Raw genomic sequence first — 19472 nt, 5'->3', positions numbered from 1 at the left:
GAAGGGCCTTCGTGCGGTTCCGGTGCCCCCAGCAGGATTTGAACCTGCGGCCTTCTGCTCCGGAGGCAGACGCTCTATCCCCTGAGCTATGGGGGCCAGGAGTGCCCGTCCAGGCTAGCATCACTTTTCCCGCGTGCTCGCACGTGCGAGCACGCCCGGGAGCGGTCGCGTCAGCTGGCGGGCAGGTTGCCGAGCACGTTCTCCATCAGCGGTGCGGCATCGCCCGGCTCGAAGAACGCAGTCGATTCGGCAACGATCCAGAATCCGCCGCGGAAGATCTGGACCTGACCGGACTCGCCCGTCTTGAAGTAGCCCTCGATGGGCGGGGCGCCGTAGGTGGGGACCGGCTGCGAGTCCGTGATCGCGGCGTTCTTCAGCGCGTCGAGCTGGCTCGCGGGCGGCTGCGCGACGGCGATCTGGATGACGTCGCCACTGGTCTGGTTGAGCCAGGAGCACGTGACCCCTTGCCAATCCGCCGCCTTCTTCTCCAGGCTTCCGTCCTTCGGGCTGTAGTTCGGGTTCGCGCCGAAGTTCGGGTTGAACGCGTACATCTGGTCCGAGGTGACGAGCTGGTCGCAGCCGATCGTGACCGGCGTCGCCGGTTCGGTCGCCGTCGGTGTGGGCGTCGGCGTCGGCTTCGCGGTCGATCCTCCACCGGCGGTGGCCGTCGGGGACGGGGACGGCGTCGCAGCGGGGGTGCATCCGGCGAGGGCGAGCGCGCCGGCGAGTGCGGCTGCGACGGTCGCGATGCGGAGGGCGGATCGAGCGGGGAAGGACATGGCGGTGAGTGGTCTTCCGTGTCGGCGGATACGTCCCGACGAGACTACCAAGACGACACGGGTGCGCGATCCGTCGAGGCCTCGCGCGCCCGGTAGAATCGGTCCTCATGACTCCCGCTGACCTCTCCGCCGCCCTGCTCGACATCGTGACCGCGGTCGTCGACCGGCGACGCGCGGGCGGTGCGGAGCTCGGCGAGCTGGTCGTCACGCTCGACGACGTGCCGCTCGAGCGCCCGAAGAACCGCGAGCACGGCGACTGGTCGTCCAACGTCGCCATGCGCCTGGCGAAGAAGGTGGGCGCCAACCCGCGCGAGCTCGCGACGGAGATCGCGGAGGCCGCCGCGTCCATCGACGGCGTCGCGTCGGCCGAGGTCGCCGGGCCCGGCTTCATCAACTTCCGGCTCGACGCGGCCGCGGCCGGACAGCTGGCGCAGACGATCCTGGAGGCCGGCGAGGCCTACGGCCGCAGCGACTTGTACCACGGCCTGCTGGTCAACCTCGAGTTCGTCTCCGCGAACCCGACCGGCCCGATCCACATGGGGGGAGCCCGCTGGGCCGCGGTCGGGGACAGCCTGGCGCGCATCCTGCAGGCGGCCGGCGCGGACGTCACACGCGAGTACTACTTCAACGACCACGGCTCCCAGATCGACCGCTTCGCACGCAGCCTCCTCACCGCCTACCTCGGCGAGCCGACTCCGGAGGACGGCTACGGCGGCGCCTACATCGGCGAGATCGCCGCGCGGGTCGCGGAGTCGTACGACGGCGACCTCTCCGCGCTGCCGCGGGACGAGCAGCAGGAGGTCTTCCGCTCGCGCGGCACGGCTCTGATGTTCGAGGAGATCAAGGAGCGCCTCCACTCGTTCGGCGTCGACTTCGACGTCTACTTCCACGAGGACTCGCTGCACGAGTCCGGCGCGGTCGAACGGGCGATCCAGCGCCTGCGCGACCAGGGGCACATCTTCGAGGCCGACGGCGCCATCTGGCTGCGCACCACGACGTTCGGCGACGACCGCGACCGCGTCATCATCCGCTCCAACGGCGAGCCCGCCTACATCTCGGGCGACCTCGGCTACTACCTCGACAAGCGCGAGCGCGGCTTCGAGCAGAACATCATCATGCTCGGCGCCGACCACCACGGCTACATCGGGCGGCTCATGGCGATGACGGAGGCCTTCGGCGACGTGCCGAACGTCAACCTCCAGATCCTCATCGGCCAGATGGTGAACCTCGTCAAGGACGGCGAGCCCATGAAGATGTCGAAGCGCGCGGGGACGATCGTCACGCTCGACGACCTGGTCGACGCGGTCGGCGTCGACGCCGCCCGGTACTCCCTGGTCCGCTCGTCCACCGACTCCCAGCTCGACATCGACTTGGATCTGCTGAGCAAGCGCAGCAACGAGAACCCCGTCTACTACGTGCAGTACGCCCATGCGCGCACCTGCTCGGTGGCCGCGAACGCCGCGAAGGCGGGCGTCGACCGCAGCGTGTTCCGGCCGGAGCTGCTGGTCCACGAGAGCGAGAGCGCCCTGCTCGGGGCCCTGCAGGAGTTCCCGCGGGTGGTCGCGCAGGCGGCCGAGCTGCGCGAGCCCCACCGCGTCGCGCGGTACATCGAAGAGGTCGCCGGGCTCTACCACGCGTGGTACGCCGTGCGCGACGGCTCCACGCGCGTGATCCCGTTCGGCGACGAGCCCGTCACCGACGCCCACCGCACCCGGCTGTGGCTGAACGATGCGACGGGCCAGGTCATCCGCAACGGCCTCTCCCTCGTGGGGGTGTCCGCTCCCGAGCGGATGTGACCGGATGAGCGAGCAGCCCACCGAGGTCCTCCCCGAGCCGGCGACGCCCGGCGCGGCTCCTGAGCGCACCCGTCGCCCGCGCTGGGTGCGCGTGCTGCTGTGGATCCTGATCCCGCTCGTCGTGCTCGCGGTGCTCCTGGTGGTGGCCGATGTCGCGGTCCGCGCCTACGCGGAGCAGCGGGTGTCGTCGGAGATCGAGAAGAATCTGCCGCCCGAGGTCTCGGGCGACGTGCAGGTGCACATCGGCGGCGTCTCCGTGCTGCAGCAGTACCTCTCCGGCACCTTCCAGCGGGTGGAGCTGGATGCGCCGAAGCTCACCGCGAACGGCGCACCGCTCAGCGCGTCCATCGTGGCGACGGGAGTGCCCGCCGACTTCAGCAAGCCCATCGCCGACGCGACCGGGACGCTCAGCATCTCGCAGGCATCGCTCAACAAGCTGGTGACCATCCCGGGAGCGACCGGCGACATCACCCTCGGTGACGGCGTCATCGGATACAAGGGCAGCATCGACCTGCTCGGGCTCCCGGTCGGCTACTCGGTCACGGCGACGCCGAAGGCGGCCGGCGACACCGTCCTGCTCCAGCCGGACAAGGCCTCCCTCGACACCGGCTCGGGCGCCGACGTCAACCTGACCCGGCTCTTCCAGGCGCTCACCGACCGCGGCCCGTTCCCGGTCTGCGCGGCGCAGTACCTCCCCGACGGCGTCCAGGTCTCCGACATCGCGGTCACGCCGGGGCATGCCACCGTGACGCTGACGGCGAGCGACTTCGTCATGAACGAGAAGTTCCTGCGCAGCAAGGGGAGCTGCTCGTAACACGGTCGGGAGCCGCCCTGCGGCATCGGTAGACTTCTCGTACTTCTCCATCGGCTTCAGGGGCCAATCCGGGTCCGCTCGCCTGAGAGATCCCCCACTCGTCGTTCCCGTGAGGTTCTCCCTATGCCTGCGAATCCGCTCGCGCCCCCGTGGTTGCACATCCCGGATGATGCCAATGCGCTCGTCCCCGGTCTCTGGTCCCGCACCGTCGTGCGCGACGACGGGGAGCTCAGCGTCGGAGGCGTGCGCGCCTCCGAGCTCGCCGAGCGCTTCGGCACCCCGCTCTACGTCGTCGACGAGCAGGAGGCGCGGGAGCGCGCCGCCGAGGTGCGCGACGCCCTGCAGACCGCGTTCGCCGAGGTCGGGACCGCGGCGAAGGTCTACTACGCGGGCAAGGCGTTCCTCTCCATCGAGGTCGCGCGCTGGATGGACGACGCCGGCCTCAACATCGACGTCTGCTCGGGCGGCGAGCTGGCCGTGGCCCTGGCCGCCGGCGTCGACCCCGAGCGACTCGGGTTCCACGGCAACAACAAGTCCGCCGCCGAGATCGACCGCGCCGTCTCGGCCGGCATCGGCGCGATCATCATCGACAGCCTGCAGGAGATCGACCGCGTTGCGGACGCGGCCGCCCGGCACGGCCGGACGCAGCGCGTCCGCCTGCGGGTGAACAGCGGCGTCCACGCTCACACCCACGCCTTCCTCGCGACCGCCCACGAGGACCAGAAGTTCGGCATCGCGCTCGATGACGCCGCCGACGCCGTCGCGCGCATCCGGTCGCACGAGAGCCTGCGCTTCCTCGGCCTGCACTGCCACATCGGCTCGCAGATCTTCGGCGCCGACGGCTTCGTCGAGTCGGCCGCCCGGCTGCTCGCGGTGCATCGCGGGCTGCTCGCGGGCGGCGACGTCCCCGAGCTCAACCTCGGCGGCGGCTTCGGCATCGCCTACACCGCGCTCGACGACCCCGCACCGATCGGCGAACTGGCCCGCCGCATCGCCGAGACCGTGGCCGCGGGATGCGCCGAGCTCGGGATCCCGATCCCGGTGGTCGCCTTCGAGCCGGGCCGGACGATCATCGGCACCGCCGGGCTCACCCTCTACACGGTGGGCACGACCAAGGACGTCCTGGTCTCCGCGGAGGACGACGGCGAGACGGCCGTGCGCCGGTACGTCAGCGTCGACGGCGGGATGAGCGACAACGCCCGCCCGGCTCTCTACGGCGCCGACTACTCGGCACGGCTCGCGGGCCGGATCTCGGCCGCGGCTCCCGCTCTCGTGCGCGTCGCGGGCAAGCACTGCGAGAGCGGCGACATCGTCGTCGACGCCGAGTACCTCCCTTCCGACGTGCGGCCCGGCGACCTCCTCGCCGTGCCCGCCACCGGCGCCTACTGCTGGTCGCTGGCGAGCAACTACAACTACCTCGGCCGTCCGCCCGTGATCGCGGTGCGCGACGGCCACGCCCGCGTCATCGTGCGCGGCGAGACCGAGGCGGATCTGCTGGCGCGCGACGCCGCGTACGACGGCACCGCCGGTGAAGGAGTCAACCGATGATCGAGTACCGCAACCTCCGCGTCGCCCTGCTCGGGGCCGGGTCGGTCGGGTCGCAGGTGGCGCGCCTCCTGCTGGAGCAGGGCGACGAGTTCGCCTCGCGCGTCGGCGCGAAGCTCGAGCTGGTCGGGATCGCCGTGCGCGACGTCGACGCCCCGCGCGACGTCGACCTACCGCGCGAGCTGTTCACGACCGACGCGACCTCCCTGATCCTCGGCGCCGACATCGTCGTGGAGCTGATGGGCGGGATCGAGCCGGCCCGCGGCTACGTGCTCGAGGCGCTCAACTCGGGCGCCGACGTCATCACGGCGAACAAGGCGCTCCTGGCCACGCACGGGCCGGAGCTCTTCGAGGCCGCCGAGCAGGTGGGCGCGCAGCTCTACTACGAGGCCGCCGTCGCCGGTGCGATCCCGATCATCCGGCCGCTGCGCGACAGCCTCGCCGGCGACCGCGTGAACCGGATCCTCGGCATCGTGAACGGCACGACGAACTTCATCCTCGACCGCATGGACGTCAACGGCGAGAGCCTGCAGGACGCCCTTGCGACCGCCACCGAGCGGGGCTACGCCGAGGCCGACCCGACCGCCGACATCGGCGGATACGACGCCGCCCAGAAGGCGGCCATCCTCGCGAGCCTCGCCTTCCACACGACCGTCCCGCTCGAGCGGGTCTACCGCGAAGGCATCACCGGCATCACCACCGCCCAGGTGGAGGCCGCGCGCGAGGCCGGCGCCGTCATCAAGCTCCTCGCGATCTGCGAGCGCCTCACCGATCCGGAGACGGGGGAGGAGGGCGTCTCGGCCCGCGTCTACCCGGCCCTGGTCGACCGGCACCACCCGCTGGCCGCCGTCCACGGCGCCCACAACGCGGTGTTCGTGCAGGCGGGCGCCGCAGGCGACCTCATGTTCTACGGCGCCGGCGCCGGCGGCGTCGAGACCGCCTCCGCGGTGCTCGGCGACGTCGTCTCGGCCGCGCGCCGCCACGTCGTCGGCGGCCCGGGTGTGGCCGAGTCGACGCACGCCGATCTCCCCGTGCTCGACATCGGCCGCGTCGTCACGCGGTACCAGATCACGCTCGACGTGACCGACCAGCCGGGCGTGCTCGCCTCGGTCGCGCGCATCCTCAGCGACGGCGGGGTCAGCGTCGAGACGATGCAGCAGTCGGTCCCCAGCACGACCGGTGCCGTCGTCATCGCAGGACACGTTCCATCGGGTGCGGACGGTCCGATTCACGGCGCGGGCGCACCCACCGCTACCCTGGTGATCGGCACCCACGAAGCCGAGGAGGCCGCTCTGGCGGCCACCGTGGAGGCGCTCGCGGCCAGTGATGTCGTGACCGCCATCTCATCCGTTCTCCGAGTCGAAGGATCGTAATGCCCGAGAAGTCCTACAGTCGTCAGTGGCGTGGCGTCCTGCGCGAGTACGCGGACCGTCTGAACATCTCCGAGGCCACGCCGATCGTGACCCTCGGCGAGGGCGGCACCCCGCTCATCCCGGCAGCGGCCCTCTCGGCCCGCACCGGCGCCGACGTCTACGTCAAGTTCGAGGGCATGAACCCGACGGGCTCCTTCAAGGACCGCGGCATGACGATGGCCATCTCGAAGGCCGTCGAGCACGGTGCGAAGGCCGTCATCTGCGCCTCCACCGGCAACACCTCCGCCTCGGCCGCCGCGTACGCGACGCACGCGGGCATCCAGGCGGTCGTGCTCGTTCCCGAGGGCAAGATCGCGATGGGCAAGCTCAGCCAGGCCATCGCGCACAACGCGCAGCTGCTGCAGGTGCAGGGCAACTTCGACGACTGCCTCGACATCGCCCGCGACCTCGCCACGAACTACCCGGTGCACCTGGTCAACTCCGTCAACCCCGACCGCATCGAGGGCCAGAAAACGGCCGCGTTCGAGGTCGTCGAGGCGCTCGGCGACGCGCCGGACTTCCACATCGTCCCGGTCGGCAACGCGGGCAACTACACCGCGTACCACCGCGGTTACACCGAGGAGCTCCAGCGCGGCGAGACCACCCGCCTGCCCCGGATGTTCGGCTTCCAGGCCGCCGGCAGCGCGCCGATCGTGCTCGGCCACCCGGTCAAGGACCCGGACACCATCGCCACCGCGATCCGCATCGGCAACCCGGCGTCGTGGGAGCTCGCGCTCAACGCGCGCGACGACAGCGACGGCTACTTCGGCGCGATCGACGACGCCCGGATCCTCGAGGCGCACCGCATCCTCTCGTCCGAGGTCGGCATCTTCGTCGAGCCCGCGTCGGCGATCAGCGTCGCCGGTCTGCTCGAGCGCGCCGACGCCGGCGTCATCCCGGCGGGCGCCACGGTCGTCCTGACGGTCACCGGCCACGGCCTGAAGGACCCGCAGTGGGCCCTGCGCACCGCCGACGGTTCCGACGTGCAGCCGACCGTCGTGCCCGTCGACACCGCGGCCATCGCCGACGTGCTCGGCCTCGTCGCCAGCGGAGCGACCGCGTGACGTACTCGGTCGACGCGCTGCGCGGCCGGTCGGTCCAGGTCAAGGTGCCGGCGACGAGCGCCAACCTCGGCCCCGGCTTCGACACGCTCGGCCTGGCGCTCGCGCTCTACGACGAGCTGCAGGTCTCCGTCCGCGACGAGCCCGGCGCGACTGTCGAGGTCATCGGGGTCGGCGCCGGCGAGGTGCCGACGGACGAGACCAACCTGGTCGTCCGCGCGATCGCGCACACCTTCGCGTCGGTCGGCCACCCGCTGCCCGGGCTCGAGCTGGTGGCGCGCAACAGCATCCCGCACGGCCGGGGGATGGGCTCCTCCGGCGCCGCCATCGTCTCCGGCATCATGGCCGCGAAGGGGCTGCTGGAGGGCGTCGTCGAGTTCGACGCCCAGGGACTGCTCGCGCTCGCGAACGACATGGAGGGTCACCCCGACAACGTCGCGCCCGCCCTGTTCGGCGGTCTGACCATCGCGTGGGTCACCCCCGAGGGGCCGCAGTTCAAGAAGCTCATCGTGCACCGCGGCGTCTCGCCGCTCGTGCTCGTCCCGTCCCACGTGATGTCGACCGCGCTGGCCCGGAGCCTGCAGCCGCAGTCCGTGCCGCACGAGGACGCCGTCTTCAACGTCTCCCGCTCCGCCCTGCTCGTCGCCGCTCTCATCCAGAGCCCCGAGCTGCTGCATGCCGCGACCGAGGACAAGCTCCACCAGAGCTATCGCGCCTCGGCGATGCCGGAGACGAACCGTCTCATCACGTTGCTCCGCGAACGCGGCTTCGCCGCCGTCGTCTCGGGCGCCGGACCGTCCATCCTCGTCCTCTGCAGCGATCCGAGCCAGCGGCTCGCCGCCGCGGAGCTCGTCGCGGGCGAGGCGGAGACCGACTGGAAGCCGCTGATGCTCGCGGTCGACTTCAAGGGCGCGACGGTCACCTCCGTCGCCACCGAGACGGCGGACACGCCCGCCGCCTAGCGTCAAAAACGCCGGGTCCGAGGTGGTAAACTGTGCGTGCACCCGTGAAGAAACCGCGTCACGAGCGAATTCAGCTTCCGGGTGATCTCAAAGCAATCATGCCGTCATTCCTGCCTGCGTGCCCGGATGTCCGGGGCGCACCGTAGCGCGGATCAGAACGCGAATCGGTCAGGGCAGTTCATGTGACGAGTGCTCCACAGCGACGCGCAGAGAGCGCGTCGGGGGAAAGGAATCCTCTTCAGTGACTGATGTCGAACTCCACGCCGGGGGCGTGGACACCAGCGACCTGACCGCGCTCAAGGTGGCGGAGCTCCAGGCTCTCGCCTCCCGGCTCGGCCTCCAGGGCGCCAGCAAGCTCCGCAAGGGCGAGCTCGTCGAGGCGATCGCGGCCGCGCGCGCCGCCACTCTTCCGGAGGTCGCGGTCGAGGCCGCCGCCCCGGTCGAGGCGGCCGCCGAGCAGGCGACCGCCGAGCAGCCCGCCGCCGAGCAGGCGGACCGGGCGATCGCCGCCTCGCAGGTCCTCATCGAGCCGCTCATCGCCGAGCCGGCCGCCGCCGAGACGGTCGAACCCGTCTCGGAGACCGCCCTCGTCGCCGAGACGGCCGCCGCACAGCCGGCTGCGGAGCCGCGTCGCCGCGGTTCGCGCCGCGCGTCGAGCCCGGACGGCACGAGCCTCACCGCCGCCGGACACGTCAACTCGGGCGAGACCGGCGTCGAGTCGCTCATCCCCGATGTCGACGCACTCCTCGACTCCGCCCTCGCATCGCGCGAGCAGGCGCAGCGAGACGGCCAGGGCGGCGGACGCCGTCGTCGTGGCCGTGGGCAGAACGGTCAGCAGGAGCAGGGCGGCGAGCAGCAGCAGGCCGAGCAGAACGGCGAGGCCGAGCAGGTCGCGCCGTCCGAGCAGGGCGAGACCCAGGCGCAGACCGAGGGCGAGCAGCAGTCCCGCTCCAGCCGTCGCAACCGCAACCGCAACAAGAACACCGCCCAGGGCCAGAACGGCAACGCCAACGGCAACCAGGGCGAGCGCCAGCAGGGCCAGCAGGGCCAGCCGAAGGACCTCCAGGGCGGCGACGAGCAGAAGCAGGGCCAGCAGCAGGGTCAGCAGACCCGCGGCCAGCAGCAGCAGCAGTCGCAGCAGCAGGACGCCGAGGGAGAGCGGTCCGGCCGCTACCGCGACCGTGACCGCAACCGCAAGCGTCGCGGCGGCCCCGGCGACGAGTTCGAGCCCGAGCTGTCCGACGACGACGTGCTGCTCCCCGTGGCGGGCATCCTCGACGTGCTGGACAACTACGCGTTCGTCCGCACGACCGGCTACCTCCCCGGCACGAGCGACGTCTACGTCTCCCTCGGCCAGGTCAAGAAGTACAACCTGCGCAAGGGCGACGCCGTGGTCGGCGCCATCCGCCAGCCGCGCGAGAACGAGAACAACAGCCGCCAGAAGTACAACGCGCTGGTGAAGGTCGACTCGATCAACGGCCAGACCGTGGAGGAGGCGGCGACGCGTGTCGAGTTCGGCAAGCTGACCCCGCTCTACCCGCAGGAGCGCCTGCGCCTGGAGACCGAGCCCACGAAGGTCACGCAGCGCATCATCGACCTCGTCGCCCCGATCGGCAAGGGCCAGCGCGGTCTCATCGTCGCGCCCCCCAAGGCCGGCAAGACGATCGTGATGCAGCAGATCGCCAACGCGATCACCACGAACAACCCCGAGGTGCACCTCATGGTCGTCCTGGTGGACGAACGTCCCGAAGAGGTCACCGACATGCAGCGCACGGTGAAGGGCGAGGTCATCGCCTCCACCTTCGACCGCCCCGCCGAGGACCACACCACCGTCGCCGAGCTCGCCATCGAGCGTGCCAAGCGTCTGGTGGAGCTGGGCCACGACGTCGTCGTGCTGCTCGACTCGATCACCCGCCTGGGTCGTGCGTACAACCTGACGGCTCCGGCCTCGGGCCGAATCCTGTCGGGCGGCGTGGACGCGGCGGCGCTGTACCCGCCGAAGCGCTTCTTCGGTGCCGCCCGCAACATCGAGCACGGCGGCTCGCTGACCATCCTCGCCTCGGCGCTGGTCGAGACCGGCTCGAAGATGGACGAGGTGATCTTCGAGGAGTTCAAGGGCACCGGCAACATGGAGCTCCGCCTGTCGCGCCAGCTGGCCGACAAGCGCATCTTCCCCGCCGTCGACGTCAACGCCTCCGGCACCCGCCGCGAGGAGATGCTGATGGCGCAGGACGAGGTCAAGGTCACCTGGAAGCTGCGCCGCGCCCTCGCCGGGCTCGACCAGCAGCAGGCCCTCGAGATGGTCCTCGGCCGGCTCAAGGAGACCTCGAGCAACGTCGAGTTCCTGATGCAGGTGCAGAAGTCGATGCCGCAGCCGACCAACGGTCACGGCACCGCCCACTCGCACGGTCACGAGAACGACCACCGCTAGCTGACGAAGTGCCCGTCCGTCGCGCCCTGTGCGCGGAGGGCGGGCACTTTTCCGTTCCCGGACCGCGACGGTCCCCGGATCCCTCCCGCGAGAAAGCAGTCCCCATGTTCGAATCCGTGAGCAGCCTCATCGCCGAGCACGACGACCTCCAGCAGCAGCTCTCCGACCCGGACCTGCACAGCGACCCGGTCCGCTCGAAGAAGGTGAACCGCCGGTACGCCGAGCTGTCGCGCATCGTGGCCTCGTACAACGAGTGGAAGCAGCTCTCCGACGACCTCGAGGCCGCGCGCGAGCTCGCTGCGGAGGACGCGGGCTTCGCCGAGGAGATCCCCGGGCTGGAGCAGTCGGTGGAGGAGACGGGCGAGAAGCTGCGCCGCCTGCTCATCCCGCGCGACCCCAACGACAGCCGCGACGTGATCATGGAGATCAAGATGGGCGAGGGCGGCGCCGAGTCGGCGCTCTTCGCCGGCGACCTGCTGCGCATGTACCTCCACTACGCGGACTCCAAGCGGTGGAAAGCCGAGATCATCGAGCAGACCTCGAGCGATCTGGGTGGCATCAAGGATGTGCAGGTCGCGTTCAAGGGGTCGTCGAGCGACCCTGCCGAGGGCGTCTGGGCGCACCTCAAGTACGAGGGCGGTGTGCACCGCGTGCAGCGTGTGCCCGCGACCGAGTCGCAGGGCCGCATCCACACCTCGGCCGCCGGTGTGCTCGTCTTCCCTGAGGTGGATGAGCCTGAAGAGGTCGACATCAACCCGAACGATCTCAAGATCGACGTGTTCCGTTCGTCCGGCCCCGGCGGCCAGTCGGTGAACACGACCGACTCGGCCGTGCGCATCACGCACGTGCCGACCGGGATCGTCGTCTCGATGCAGAACGAGAAGAGCCAGCTCCAGAACCGCGAGGCCGCGATGCGCGTGCTGCGGGCCCGGCTGCTGGCCAAGCAGCAGGAGGAGGCGGACGCCGAGGCCGCGGAGTTCCGCAAGGGCCAGATCCGCACGATGGATCGTTCCGAGCGCATCCGCACGTACAACTTCCCCGAGAACCGCATCGCGGATCACCGCACGGGTTACAAGGCGTACAACCTCGACTCCGTCATGAACGGCGCCCTGGAGCCCGTCATCGAGTCGAACATCCTCGCCGACGAGGAAGCCCGCCTGGCCGACCTCGCCAACGACTGATCCCCGCGTCGAGAGGGCGAACAGTTCGCCCTCTCGACACTTTTTCGACTACTTTTCGACCACTCGCGAGCAGCTCAGATGTAGAGGGCCGGGTCGAGCCACTCGTCGCCGGCGATCTGTTCGTGGCCGGACCGCGGGCGTGCGCGGGCCGGAACGCCGGTGAGCACCGACTCCGGCGGGGCGTCCTTCGTGACCACCGCGTTCGCGCCGATCACGCTGTGCTCGCCGATCGTGATTGCGCCGAGCACCTTCGCACCCGCTCCGACGACGACGCCGTCGTGGATGGTCGGGTGCCGTTTACCCTGACCGCTCCCGCGGCCGCCGAGGGTGACGCCGTGATAGATCATCACGTCGTCGCCGATCCACGTGGTCTCGCCGATCACGACGCCCATGCCGTGGTCGATGAAGAAGCGCCGCCCGATGCGGGCTCCGGGATGGATCTCGATGCCGGTGAGGAACCGCGCGAACTGCGAGAGCAGGCGGGCGGGCGTGCGCAGCCCCGCCCGCCACATCCGGTGGGCGACGCGATACGCCCAGACCGCGTGGAGCCCCGAGTACGCCAGAGCGACCTCGGCGGTGCCCCGCGCGGCCGGGTCGTGCCGGCGTGCGTTGCGGATGTCCTCCCGCATTCGACCGAACGGCAACGTCAGTCCAGCAGGTCCGCCCACAGGGGCGTCGAGATGTAGCGTTCGCCGGTGTCGCACACGATCGCGACGATGGTCTTGCCGGCGTTCTCGGGACGCTTCGCCTGCTCGAGGGCGGCCCAGACGATCGCTCCCGACGAGATGCCGGCGAGGATGCCCTCCTGGCTCGCGAGCTTCTTCGCCACCTCGATGGCGTCGTCGAACGAGACGTCGGCGACCTCGTCGTAGACGGTCGTGTCGAGGATCTCGGGGACGAAGTTGGCGCCGATGCCCTGGATCTTGTGCGGTCCGGGCTTGCCGCCGCTCAGGATGGGGGAGTCGAGCGGCTCGACGGCGACCACCTTCACGCCCGGCTTGCGCTCCTTGAGCACCTGGCCGACGCCGGTGATGGTGCCGCCGGTGCCGATGCCCGCGACGAAGATGTCGACGCCGCCGGCGGTGTCGGCCCAGATCTCCTCCGCCGTGGTGGCGCGGTGGATGGCCGGGTTGGCCTCGTTGGCGAACTGCTTGGCCCAGATCGCGTTGTCGGAGGAGGCGACGATCTCCTGCGCCTTCTCGACCGCGCCGCGCATGCCGTCCGGACCGGGGGTCAGGACGATCTCGGCGCCGAAGGCGCGCAGCAGCACACGGCGCTCCTTGCTCATGGTCTCCGGCATGGTGAGGATCACCTTGTAGCCGCGGGCCGCGCCGACCATCGCGAGCGCGATGCCGGTGTTGCCGCTGGTGCCCTCGACGATGGTGCCGCCGGGGCGGAGCGCCCCCGCCTTCTCGGCGGCGTCGACGATCGCGACGCCGATGCGGTCCTTCACGCTGCCGGCCGGGTTGGCGAACTCGAGCTTGACCAGCACGGTGGCGCCGGTGCCGTCGGCGAGACGGCCCAGCTTGACGAGCGGCGTGCGGCCGACCGTCTCGGTGACGTCGTTGTAGATGTGACCCTGAACCTGATCTGACATGGCCTCTTCCTCGTGGCGGCTGGTGGATGGCGGGTGTTGAGGGGTAGCGTGCTCCACTCTAATCCGCCCGTGTGCCGGGAACGGGTGTGTGACGGGGTCGGGATGGACGGGCGCCGATGAGGATAGGCTCGGTGGGCCATGCCTCCCGAGACCCCTGCTGCCGACGGACCGGACTCGTCCGCGCTCCTCGCCGTCCGTTCCGTCCGCGACCGCACGGCGGGTGTGCTCGCCGCCGCCGGTGTGCCCGATCCGGAGGTCGACGCCGAACTGCTCGTCGGCCACGTGCTCGGGGTGAGCCGGGGGCGTGTGCAGGCCCTCGGCGTGCTGGGCTCGTCGATGGAGGAGGCGGAGGCCGAGCAGGTCCGGGCGCTCACCGAGCGCCGCGCCGCGCGGGAGCCGTTGCAGCACATCACCGGACGCGCCGCGTTCCGCTCGCTGGAGCTCGCGGTCGGCCCGGGCGTCTTCGTGCCGCGCCCCGAGACGGAGCAGGTCGCCCAGTTCGCGATCGATGCACTGCGCGCGGTCCCGTCGCCGGAGCCCATCGCGGTCGATCTGGGGACGGGCAGCGGCGCCATCGCGCTCGCGCTTGCGACGGAGGTGCCCCACTCACGCGTGTTCGCGGTCGAGAACTCGCCGGAGGCGTTCGTCTGGACCCGCCGCAACGTCGACGAGACCGGCGCGACGAATCTGCGCCCGGTGTTCATCGATCTGGCGGACGCGCTGCCCGAGCTCGACGGCACCGTCGATGTCGTGATCTCGAACCCGCCGTACGTGCCCGACGCCGCCATCCCGCGCGACCCCGAGGTGCGGCTCTTCGACCCCGCGGCAGCGCTCTACGGCGGCGAGGACGGTCTGGACGTCGTGCGCGTGATCTCCCGCGTGGCCCAGCGGCTGCTGCGGCCGGGCGGCACGCTCGTGCTGGAGCACGGCGAGCTGCAGGGCGCCGACATCCGCGCGCTCCTGACCTCCGACGGCTGGCGCGCGGCGGCCACCCACCGCGACCTCACGACGCGCGATCGGGCGACGACCGCGCTGCGCTGAGCCGCTCCGAGCCGATTCGCTCAGCGCCCGCGCCGCTCCGCCTCTCGCGCCGCCTTTTCGGTCTCGCGCTGGATGCGCTCCCTGGCACGTTCGATCGTCTCGCGTTCGCGCTTGCGGGCCTCCCGCAGCGCCTTCTCGGCCTCGCGTCGGGCCTTGGAGGCCTCGCGCACGGTCTTGTCGTTGGGAACCGCCTCCGGCCGCTCCGGCGCGGGGGAGAGCTCCTCGCCCTGCTCCCGAGCGGCGACGTAGCGTTCGATGCCGTCGAGGATGCGTTCGAGGCCGAACGCGAAGTCGTCCTGCCCGTCCGATCCGTCGTCGACGTAGGCGCCCGAGCCGACGAGGGGCGCGAGATCGGGGAACCGCTCGGGCGTCACGAGCTCGCCGAGCGCTGCGACGAAGGCCTCGCCGTTCTGCGGGGGAGCGTCGTCGCGGCGTGAGAGCCGCATGTCGCGCTCGACGATCCCGACGGCGCGGGCGTAGGACGACAGCAGCAGGGCGACGGACATCTTCTCGGCGTGCGAGAGAGGCAGCGCGCGCATGACGCGCAGGCCCCAGTCGAGCACGGCGAGGTTGTTCGGCATCAACGGGACGCCGGTGATCGGGATGTCGGGGAACCACGGGTGGGCCTCGATCACGTGGATGCTCGCCATCGCCCATTCCCGCAGGCCTTGACGCCAGTCGGGCGCGGCGTCGTCCTCGTCGTCCGGCGGGATGGGGACGTCGCACACGGCGTCCTGCATCAGGGCGAGCACGTCGTCCTTGCTGGTGACGTAGCGGTAGAGCGACATCGTGGTGAACCCGAGGTCGCCGGCAATGCGGCTCATCGAGACGGCGGCGAGGCCGTCTGAATCGGCGATCGCGATCGCGGTGTCGACGATGCGCTCGATGCTCAGCTCGCGCTTGGGGCCGCGCTGCGGCCGCTCGGCGACCCCCCAGCTCAGGGCGACGGCGCGGGGGAGTGCGGCCTCGACGTCATCGGGCATCTGCTCCGCCTTCCTCGGGGTCGGTGCCGGGGATCCGGGACCGGTCGTTGACATCCATCCTAGAACTGTGTATCACTTAAACGAAATCGTATGCACCATAAACAGTTTGGTTAATACACAGAAAGGGAAGACCATGACGACAACCGCGATCGACGTCGAGGGCCTGCGCAAGTCCTTCGGGGCGCAGACCGTGCTCGACGGCATCGACCTGCGTGTGGAGGCGGGCACCGTCTTCGCCCTGCTCGGGCCGAACGGAGCGGGCAAGACCACGCTCATCTCGATCCTCTCCACCCTCGTCGACCCGGATGACGGGACGGCGACCATCTGCGGTCACGACGTCGTCGCGGACCGCGAGGGGGTGAAGACGGCGATCAGCCTGACAGGCCAGTCGGCGGCGGTCGACGGGGTGCTGACGGGGGAGGAGAACCTGCGCATGATGGCGCGTCTCTCCGGCTACTCGTCGGCAGGGGCCCGTCGGCGCGCCTCAGAACTGCTCGAGAGCTTCGACCTGACGGGCTCGGCGCGCAAGCGCGTCGCGACATACTCCGGCGGCATGCGCCGGCGCCTCGACCTGGCGCTCAGCCTGGTCGCCACTCCTCCGGTGATCTTCCTCGACGAGCCGACCACCGGTCTCGACACCCGCAGCCGGCAGGCCCTGTGGGACATCATCGAGGGCCTCGCCCGCGGCGGCACCACCATCCTCCTGACCACGCAGTACCTGGAGGAGGCCGACCACCTCGCCGACCGGGTCGCCGTCCTCGACCACGGCACGATCGTCGCCGAGGGGACCGCGGCCGAGCTCAAGGCCCTGGTCGGCGGCGAGGTCGTCGAGCTGCGCGGTCCCGGCGACGAGGTGCTCCGCGAACTGCCCACCGACGGGACGGTCGACGGGCTCCGGGCCGCGATCGACGAGCTCGACGCCCTCGCCCTCGCCATTCCGGGCGTGTCCATCGGCATCCGCAAGCCGAGCCTGGACGACGCCTTCCTCGCCCTCACGAATCAGAAGGAGGTCGTGCGATGACCGCCCTCGCACCCACCCGCCCCACCGTCTCCCCGCTCACGAGCACGGCCGTCTTCATCGGGCGCAGCATCCGCCACTCCCTGCGCAACGTCGAGGCCCTCACGATGGCGATCGTCCTGCCGGTGATGCTGATGCTGCTCTTCACCTTCGTCTTCGGCGGCGCACTCGACAGCGAGGGCGGCTACGTCGACTACGTGGTCCCGGGGATCATCCTGCTCTGCGCGGGATTCGGTGCGTCGAGCACCGCCGTCGACATCGCGCAGGACATGAGCGACGGGATCGTCGAGCGGTTCCGCACGATGCCGTTGCGATCGCAGGGCGTCGTCACCGGCCACGTCGTGGCCAGCCTGGTGCGCAACCTCGTCGCCACCGGGGTCGTCATCGGCGTCGCGCTCCTCGTCGGCTTCCGGCCGACGGCGGACGCCGGGCAGTGGATCGCCGCTCTCGCGATCGTCGCCCTCTTCATCCTGGCGATCACCTGGCTCTACGCCGGCATCGGGATCGCGGCGAAGAACCCGACCTCGGCGAGCGGCTACGGCTTCGCGCTGCTCTTCCTGCCGTACCTCTCCAGTGCGTTCGTCCCCACCGACACGATGCCGCAGTGGCTGCAGTGGGTCGCGCAGAACCAGCCCATCACCCCGATCATCGAGACGATCAGGGCGTTCCTCTTCGGCCGCGACCCCGGCTCCGATCTCTGGTGGGCGCTCGGGTGGTGCGCGGTGATCATCCTCGGCGCCTACGTCTGGGCGGCCTGGCTGTTCCGCCGGCGGGCCGGGCGCCGCTAGGGGACCAGCTCGGCGGCCTGCTCGACGGCGTCGAGCAGGCCGTTCGGCGTGCGGAACAGGTGCGCGTGGATGCCGAGCGCGGCGGCGGACTCCACGTTCTCGATCATGTCGTCGGCGAAGAACGTCTCCTCCGGCCGCGCCCCGTAGCGCTCCAGCACGCGCTCGTAGACGACCGGGTCGGGCTTGCGTGCGCCGTAGTCGGAGGAGGCGCGCAGGTGCTCGACGCCGAGGAGCGGCACCAGCTCGGGCGCGAGCCGGCTCAGCCGGCGGGCGATCAGCGGTCCGTTGTTGGTGAGCAGGGTCGCGGTCCCGAGCTCGCGTGCGCGTTCGACGGCGCGGAGCGAGGTCGGCCACGGGGTCATCGCGTCGCCGCGGATGCGGAGGAAGTCCTCCTCCGACACCGGCACGCGCAGAGCCGCCCGCAGGGCGTCCAGATACTCGGTCTCGTCGGCGAACGCGCCGGCCTCGGCCGCCCATTCGCCCTCGTGGTGCCACCAGCGCTCGCGCAGCTCGGCGAGGCTGAGGCCGGTGAGCTGCGACATCCCGGCCATGCGGCGCCGCCAGTCGTACTCGTAGAGCACGTTGTCCATGTCGAAGACGAACAGCACGGTTCAGCGCTCCCGCTCGGCGAACGCGTGGATCGCGGCCACGAGTCCGTCCGTGTCGAAGGTGCCGTCGTCCTTCTTGACGAAGTGGTGGGCGTGCATGCCGGCCTCGCGGGCGCCCTCGACATTCGGCAGGGAGTCGTCGAACAGGATCGCGTCGTGCGGCGCGACCCCGAACCGGCCGAGCGCGCGGGTGTAGATGCGCCGCTCCGGCTTCCGCGCGCCGAGCACGGCGGAGACGAGATCGTTGCTCTGCAGCACGTCGACGATCTCGGGCGTGAGCACCGGCAGCGAGTCCTTGAACGGGATGGGGTTGTTCGACAGCAGCGACACCGTCCCGAGCGTCGCGGCCTCGTGGAGGGCGGCGATGGACCCGGGGATGGGCGTCATCGCGGCCTTGCGGGCGTCCTGCCACTGGGCGAGGGTGAGGCGGGCCCCGGTGACGTCGGCGAAGGCCTCGAGGTACTCGTCGCTGGTGGCGTACTCGCCGATCTCCGCGGCGCGCTCGTGCCCTCCCGCCCACCAGGTGGAGGCCAATCGATACTGACTCACGCCGCTCAGCTCGGCCAGCCGAGGCAGCCGCGCGTGGAAGTCGTAGTCGTAGAGCGTCTTGTCGCAGTCGAAGAAGTAGACGTCCATCCGTACCAGTATCGACCGTGATCGCAGGGAACCTTGCAGCGGCTCAACTATCATGGGTGCCGTCATGGCACCCATCTACGACTGCTCGGTCGACTCCGAGCTCCTCTCCGGCATGCGTCTGGCCCGTTCGGCCATCGGACGCGGCGAACTCGTCGTCATCCCCACGGACACCGTCTACGGGGTCGCGGCGGACGCCTTCTCGCCCGCCGCGGTGCAGCGGCTCCTCGACGCCAAGGGGCGCGGGCGGCAGTCGCCGCCGCCCGTCCTCGTGCCGGGCATCCCGACGCTCGCCGCGCTGGCCGAGTCCGTGCCTCCCGAGGTCGACGCGCTCGTGAGGGCGTTCTGGCCGGGCGGCCTCACGATCGTGCTGCCCGCCGCTCCGTCCCTCGTCTGGGATCTGGGCGAGACGCGCGGCACCGTGGCGCTGCGCATGCCGCAGGACACGATCGCCCTCGAACTGCTGTCGGAGACCGGCCCGCTCGCCGTCTCGTCCGCCAATCTCACCGGCCGCCCCGCCGCCCGCACCGCGGCGGAGGCCGAGGGCATGCTCGGCGACTCGATCGCCGTTTACCTCGACGGGGGAGAGGCCGGCGCCTCGTACGAGCGTGTGGAGGGCAAGGACTCCTCGTCGACCATCGTCGACGCCACCGCCCTGGCCTCGGGCGCCGGCAAGCTGCGCATCCTGCGTCACGGCGTGATCTCGGCCGACCAGTTGCGCGAGGTCGTCGGCGACGCGCTCGAGACGGACGACGCGCACGAGACGGACGACGCGCACGAGACGGACGACGCTCCGGCGTCCGCTCCCACGGACAGCTGACGC

At 70.9% G+C, this 19472-nt stretch carries 18 protein-coding genes and 1 tRNA gene; 12 read left to right on the top strand and 7 right to left on the bottom strand.

The annotated features are described in order from the left end of the window. Nucleotides 1–23: 23 nt before the first annotated feature. Both ACFVU2_RS12835 and ACFVU2_RS12830 read right to left on the bottom strand, forming a co-directional pair. A tRNA-Arg gene (locus tag ACFVU2_RS12835) sits at nt 24–96 on the bottom strand. Nucleotides 97–170: 74 nt separating this feature from the next. After that, entirely contained in the window at nt 171–779 is a 609-nt protein-coding gene (locus ACFVU2_RS12830; RefSeq protein ID WP_387874774.1) for an iron ABC transporter ATP-binding protein, read from the bottom strand. A 107-nt stretch (nt 780–886) separates the two neighbouring features. On the opposite strand from ACFVU2_RS12830, the gene argS reads away from it, so the two are divergent. The 8 genes from argS (at nt 887) to prfA (ending at nt 11981) form a co-directional block, all read left to right on the top strand. Then, nucleotides 887–2575, top strand: coding sequence for an arginine--tRNA ligase (gene argS / locus ACFVU2_RS12825; RefSeq protein ID WP_387874771.1), 1689 nt, complete (start codon nt 887–889; stop codon nt 2573–2575). 4 nt (nt 2576–2579) lie between these two features. After that, entirely contained in the window at nt 2580–3389 is an 810-nt protein-coding gene (locus ACFVU2_RS12820; RefSeq protein WP_387874768.1) for a DUF2993 domain-containing protein, read from the top strand. Nucleotides 3390–3512: 123 nt separating this feature from the next. Further along, complete coding sequence (gene lysA / locus ACFVU2_RS12815) at nt 3513–4937, top strand: diaminopimelate decarboxylase (RefSeq protein ID WP_387874766.1); 1425 nt, start codon at nt 3513–3515, stop codon at nt 4935–4937. Next, nucleotides 4934–6307, top strand: coding sequence for a homoserine dehydrogenase (locus ACFVU2_RS12810; protein WP_387874763.1), 1374 nt, complete (start codon nt 4934–4936; stop codon nt 6305–6307). The genes lysA and ACFVU2_RS12810 overlap by 4 nt, the downstream gene beginning before the upstream one ends. Beyond that, the gene (gene thrC / locus ACFVU2_RS12805) at nt 6307–7410 is read left to right on the top strand and encodes a threonine synthase (protein WP_387874760.1); all 1104 of its coding nucleotides are present in this window, start codon (nt 6307–6309) and stop codon (nt 7408–7410) included. Before ACFVU2_RS12810 ends, thrC begins: the two co-directional genes overlap by 1 nt. Beyond that, complete coding sequence (gene thrB, locus ACFVU2_RS12800) at nt 7407–8369, top strand: homoserine kinase (protein ID WP_387874757.1); 963 nt, start codon at nt 7407–7409, stop codon at nt 8367–8369. Before thrC ends, thrB begins: the two co-directional genes overlap by 4 nt. A gap of 241 nt (nt 8370–8610) precedes the next feature. Then, entirely contained in the window at nt 8611–10800 is a 2190-nt protein-coding gene (rho, locus tag ACFVU2_RS12795) for a transcription termination factor Rho (RefSeq protein ID WP_387874755.1), read from the top strand. Nucleotides 10801–10904: 104 nt separating this feature from the next. Then, nucleotides 10905–11981 carry a peptide chain release factor 1 gene (gene prfA / locus ACFVU2_RS12790; RefSeq protein ID WP_387874752.1) on the top strand — a complete coding sequence of 359 codons (1077 nt, stop codon included), beginning with the start codon at nt 10905–10907 and terminating at the stop codon, nt 11979–11981. Between the two features lie 74 nt (nt 11982–12055). Here prfA and epsC read toward each other — a convergent pair whose 3' ends face one another. Continuing rightward, the gene (gene epsC, locus ACFVU2_RS12785; RefSeq protein WP_387874750.1) at nt 12056–12610 is read right to left on the bottom strand and encodes a serine O-acetyltransferase EpsC; all 555 of its coding nucleotides are present in this window, start codon (nt 12608–12610) and stop codon (nt 12056–12058) included. A gap of 17 nt (nt 12611–12627) precedes the next feature. Then, on the bottom strand, nt 12628–13578 hold the full coding sequence (gene cysK / locus ACFVU2_RS12780; protein ID WP_387874747.1) for a cysteine synthase A: 951 nt from the start codon (nt 13576–13578) through the stop codon (nt 12628–12630). Nucleotides 13579–13716: 138 nt separating this feature from the next. Here cysK and prmC point away from each other — a divergent pair, with 138 nt between their 5' ends. Beyond that, nucleotides 13717–14619 (top strand): peptide chain release factor N(5)-glutamine methyltransferase, encoded by a 903-nt coding sequence (gene prmC, locus ACFVU2_RS12775; protein ID WP_387874744.1) that lies wholly within the window; start codon nt 13717–13719, stop codon nt 14617–14619. Nucleotides 14620–14639: 20 nt separating this feature from the next. On the opposite strand, the gene ACFVU2_RS12770 is transcribed toward prmC, so the two are convergent. After that, on the bottom strand, nt 14640–15602 hold the full coding sequence (locus ACFVU2_RS12770) for a TetR/AcrR family transcriptional regulator C-terminal domain-containing protein (RefSeq protein WP_387874742.1): 963 nt from the start codon (nt 15600–15602) through the stop codon (nt 14640–14642). A gap of 133 nt (nt 15603–15735) precedes the next feature. On the opposite strand from ACFVU2_RS12770, the gene ACFVU2_RS12765 reads away from it, so the two are divergent. Further along, nucleotides 15736–16623, top strand: coding sequence for an ATP-binding cassette domain-containing protein (locus ACFVU2_RS12765; protein WP_387874740.1), 888 nt, complete (start codon nt 15736–15738; stop codon nt 16621–16623). After that, complete coding sequence (locus ACFVU2_RS12760; RefSeq protein WP_387874737.1) at nt 16620–17408, top strand: ABC transporter permease; 789 nt, start codon at nt 16620–16622, stop codon at nt 17406–17408. Before ACFVU2_RS12765 ends, ACFVU2_RS12760 begins: the two co-directional genes overlap by 4 nt. Here the strand turns inward: ACFVU2_RS12760 and ACFVU2_RS12755 are convergent. Together ACFVU2_RS12755 and ACFVU2_RS12750 are read right to left on the bottom strand one after the other, a co-directional pair. Beyond that, a complete protein-coding gene (locus ACFVU2_RS12755; RefSeq protein WP_387874734.1) occupies nt 17405–18016 on the bottom strand; it encodes an HAD family hydrolase in 612 nt (203 codons plus the stop codon). The two genes, ACFVU2_RS12760 and ACFVU2_RS12755, sit on opposite strands and share 4 nt — an antisense overlap. 3 nt (nt 18017–18019) lie before the next feature. After that, on the bottom strand, nt 18020–18652 hold the full coding sequence (locus tag ACFVU2_RS12750) for an HAD family hydrolase (RefSeq protein ID WP_387874732.1): 633 nt from the start codon (nt 18650–18652) through the stop codon (nt 18020–18022). Nucleotides 18653–18716: 64 nt separating this feature from the next. Between ACFVU2_RS12750 and ACFVU2_RS12745 the strand changes: the two genes are divergently transcribed. Next, nucleotides 18717–19469 carry an L-threonylcarbamoyladenylate synthase gene (locus ACFVU2_RS12745; protein ID WP_387874729.1) on the top strand — a complete coding sequence of 251 codons (753 nt, stop codon included), beginning with the start codon at nt 18717–18719 and terminating at the stop codon, nt 19467–19469. Nucleotides 19470–19472: the final 3 nt, after the last annotated feature.

The sequence above is a fragment of the Leifsonia sp. NPDC058194 genome (assembly GCF_042883605.1).
Classification (GTDB): Bacteria; Actinomycetota; Actinomycetes; order Actinomycetales; family Microbacteriaceae; genus Leifsonia.
This window is presented reverse-complemented; position numbering and strand designations above follow the sequence as displayed.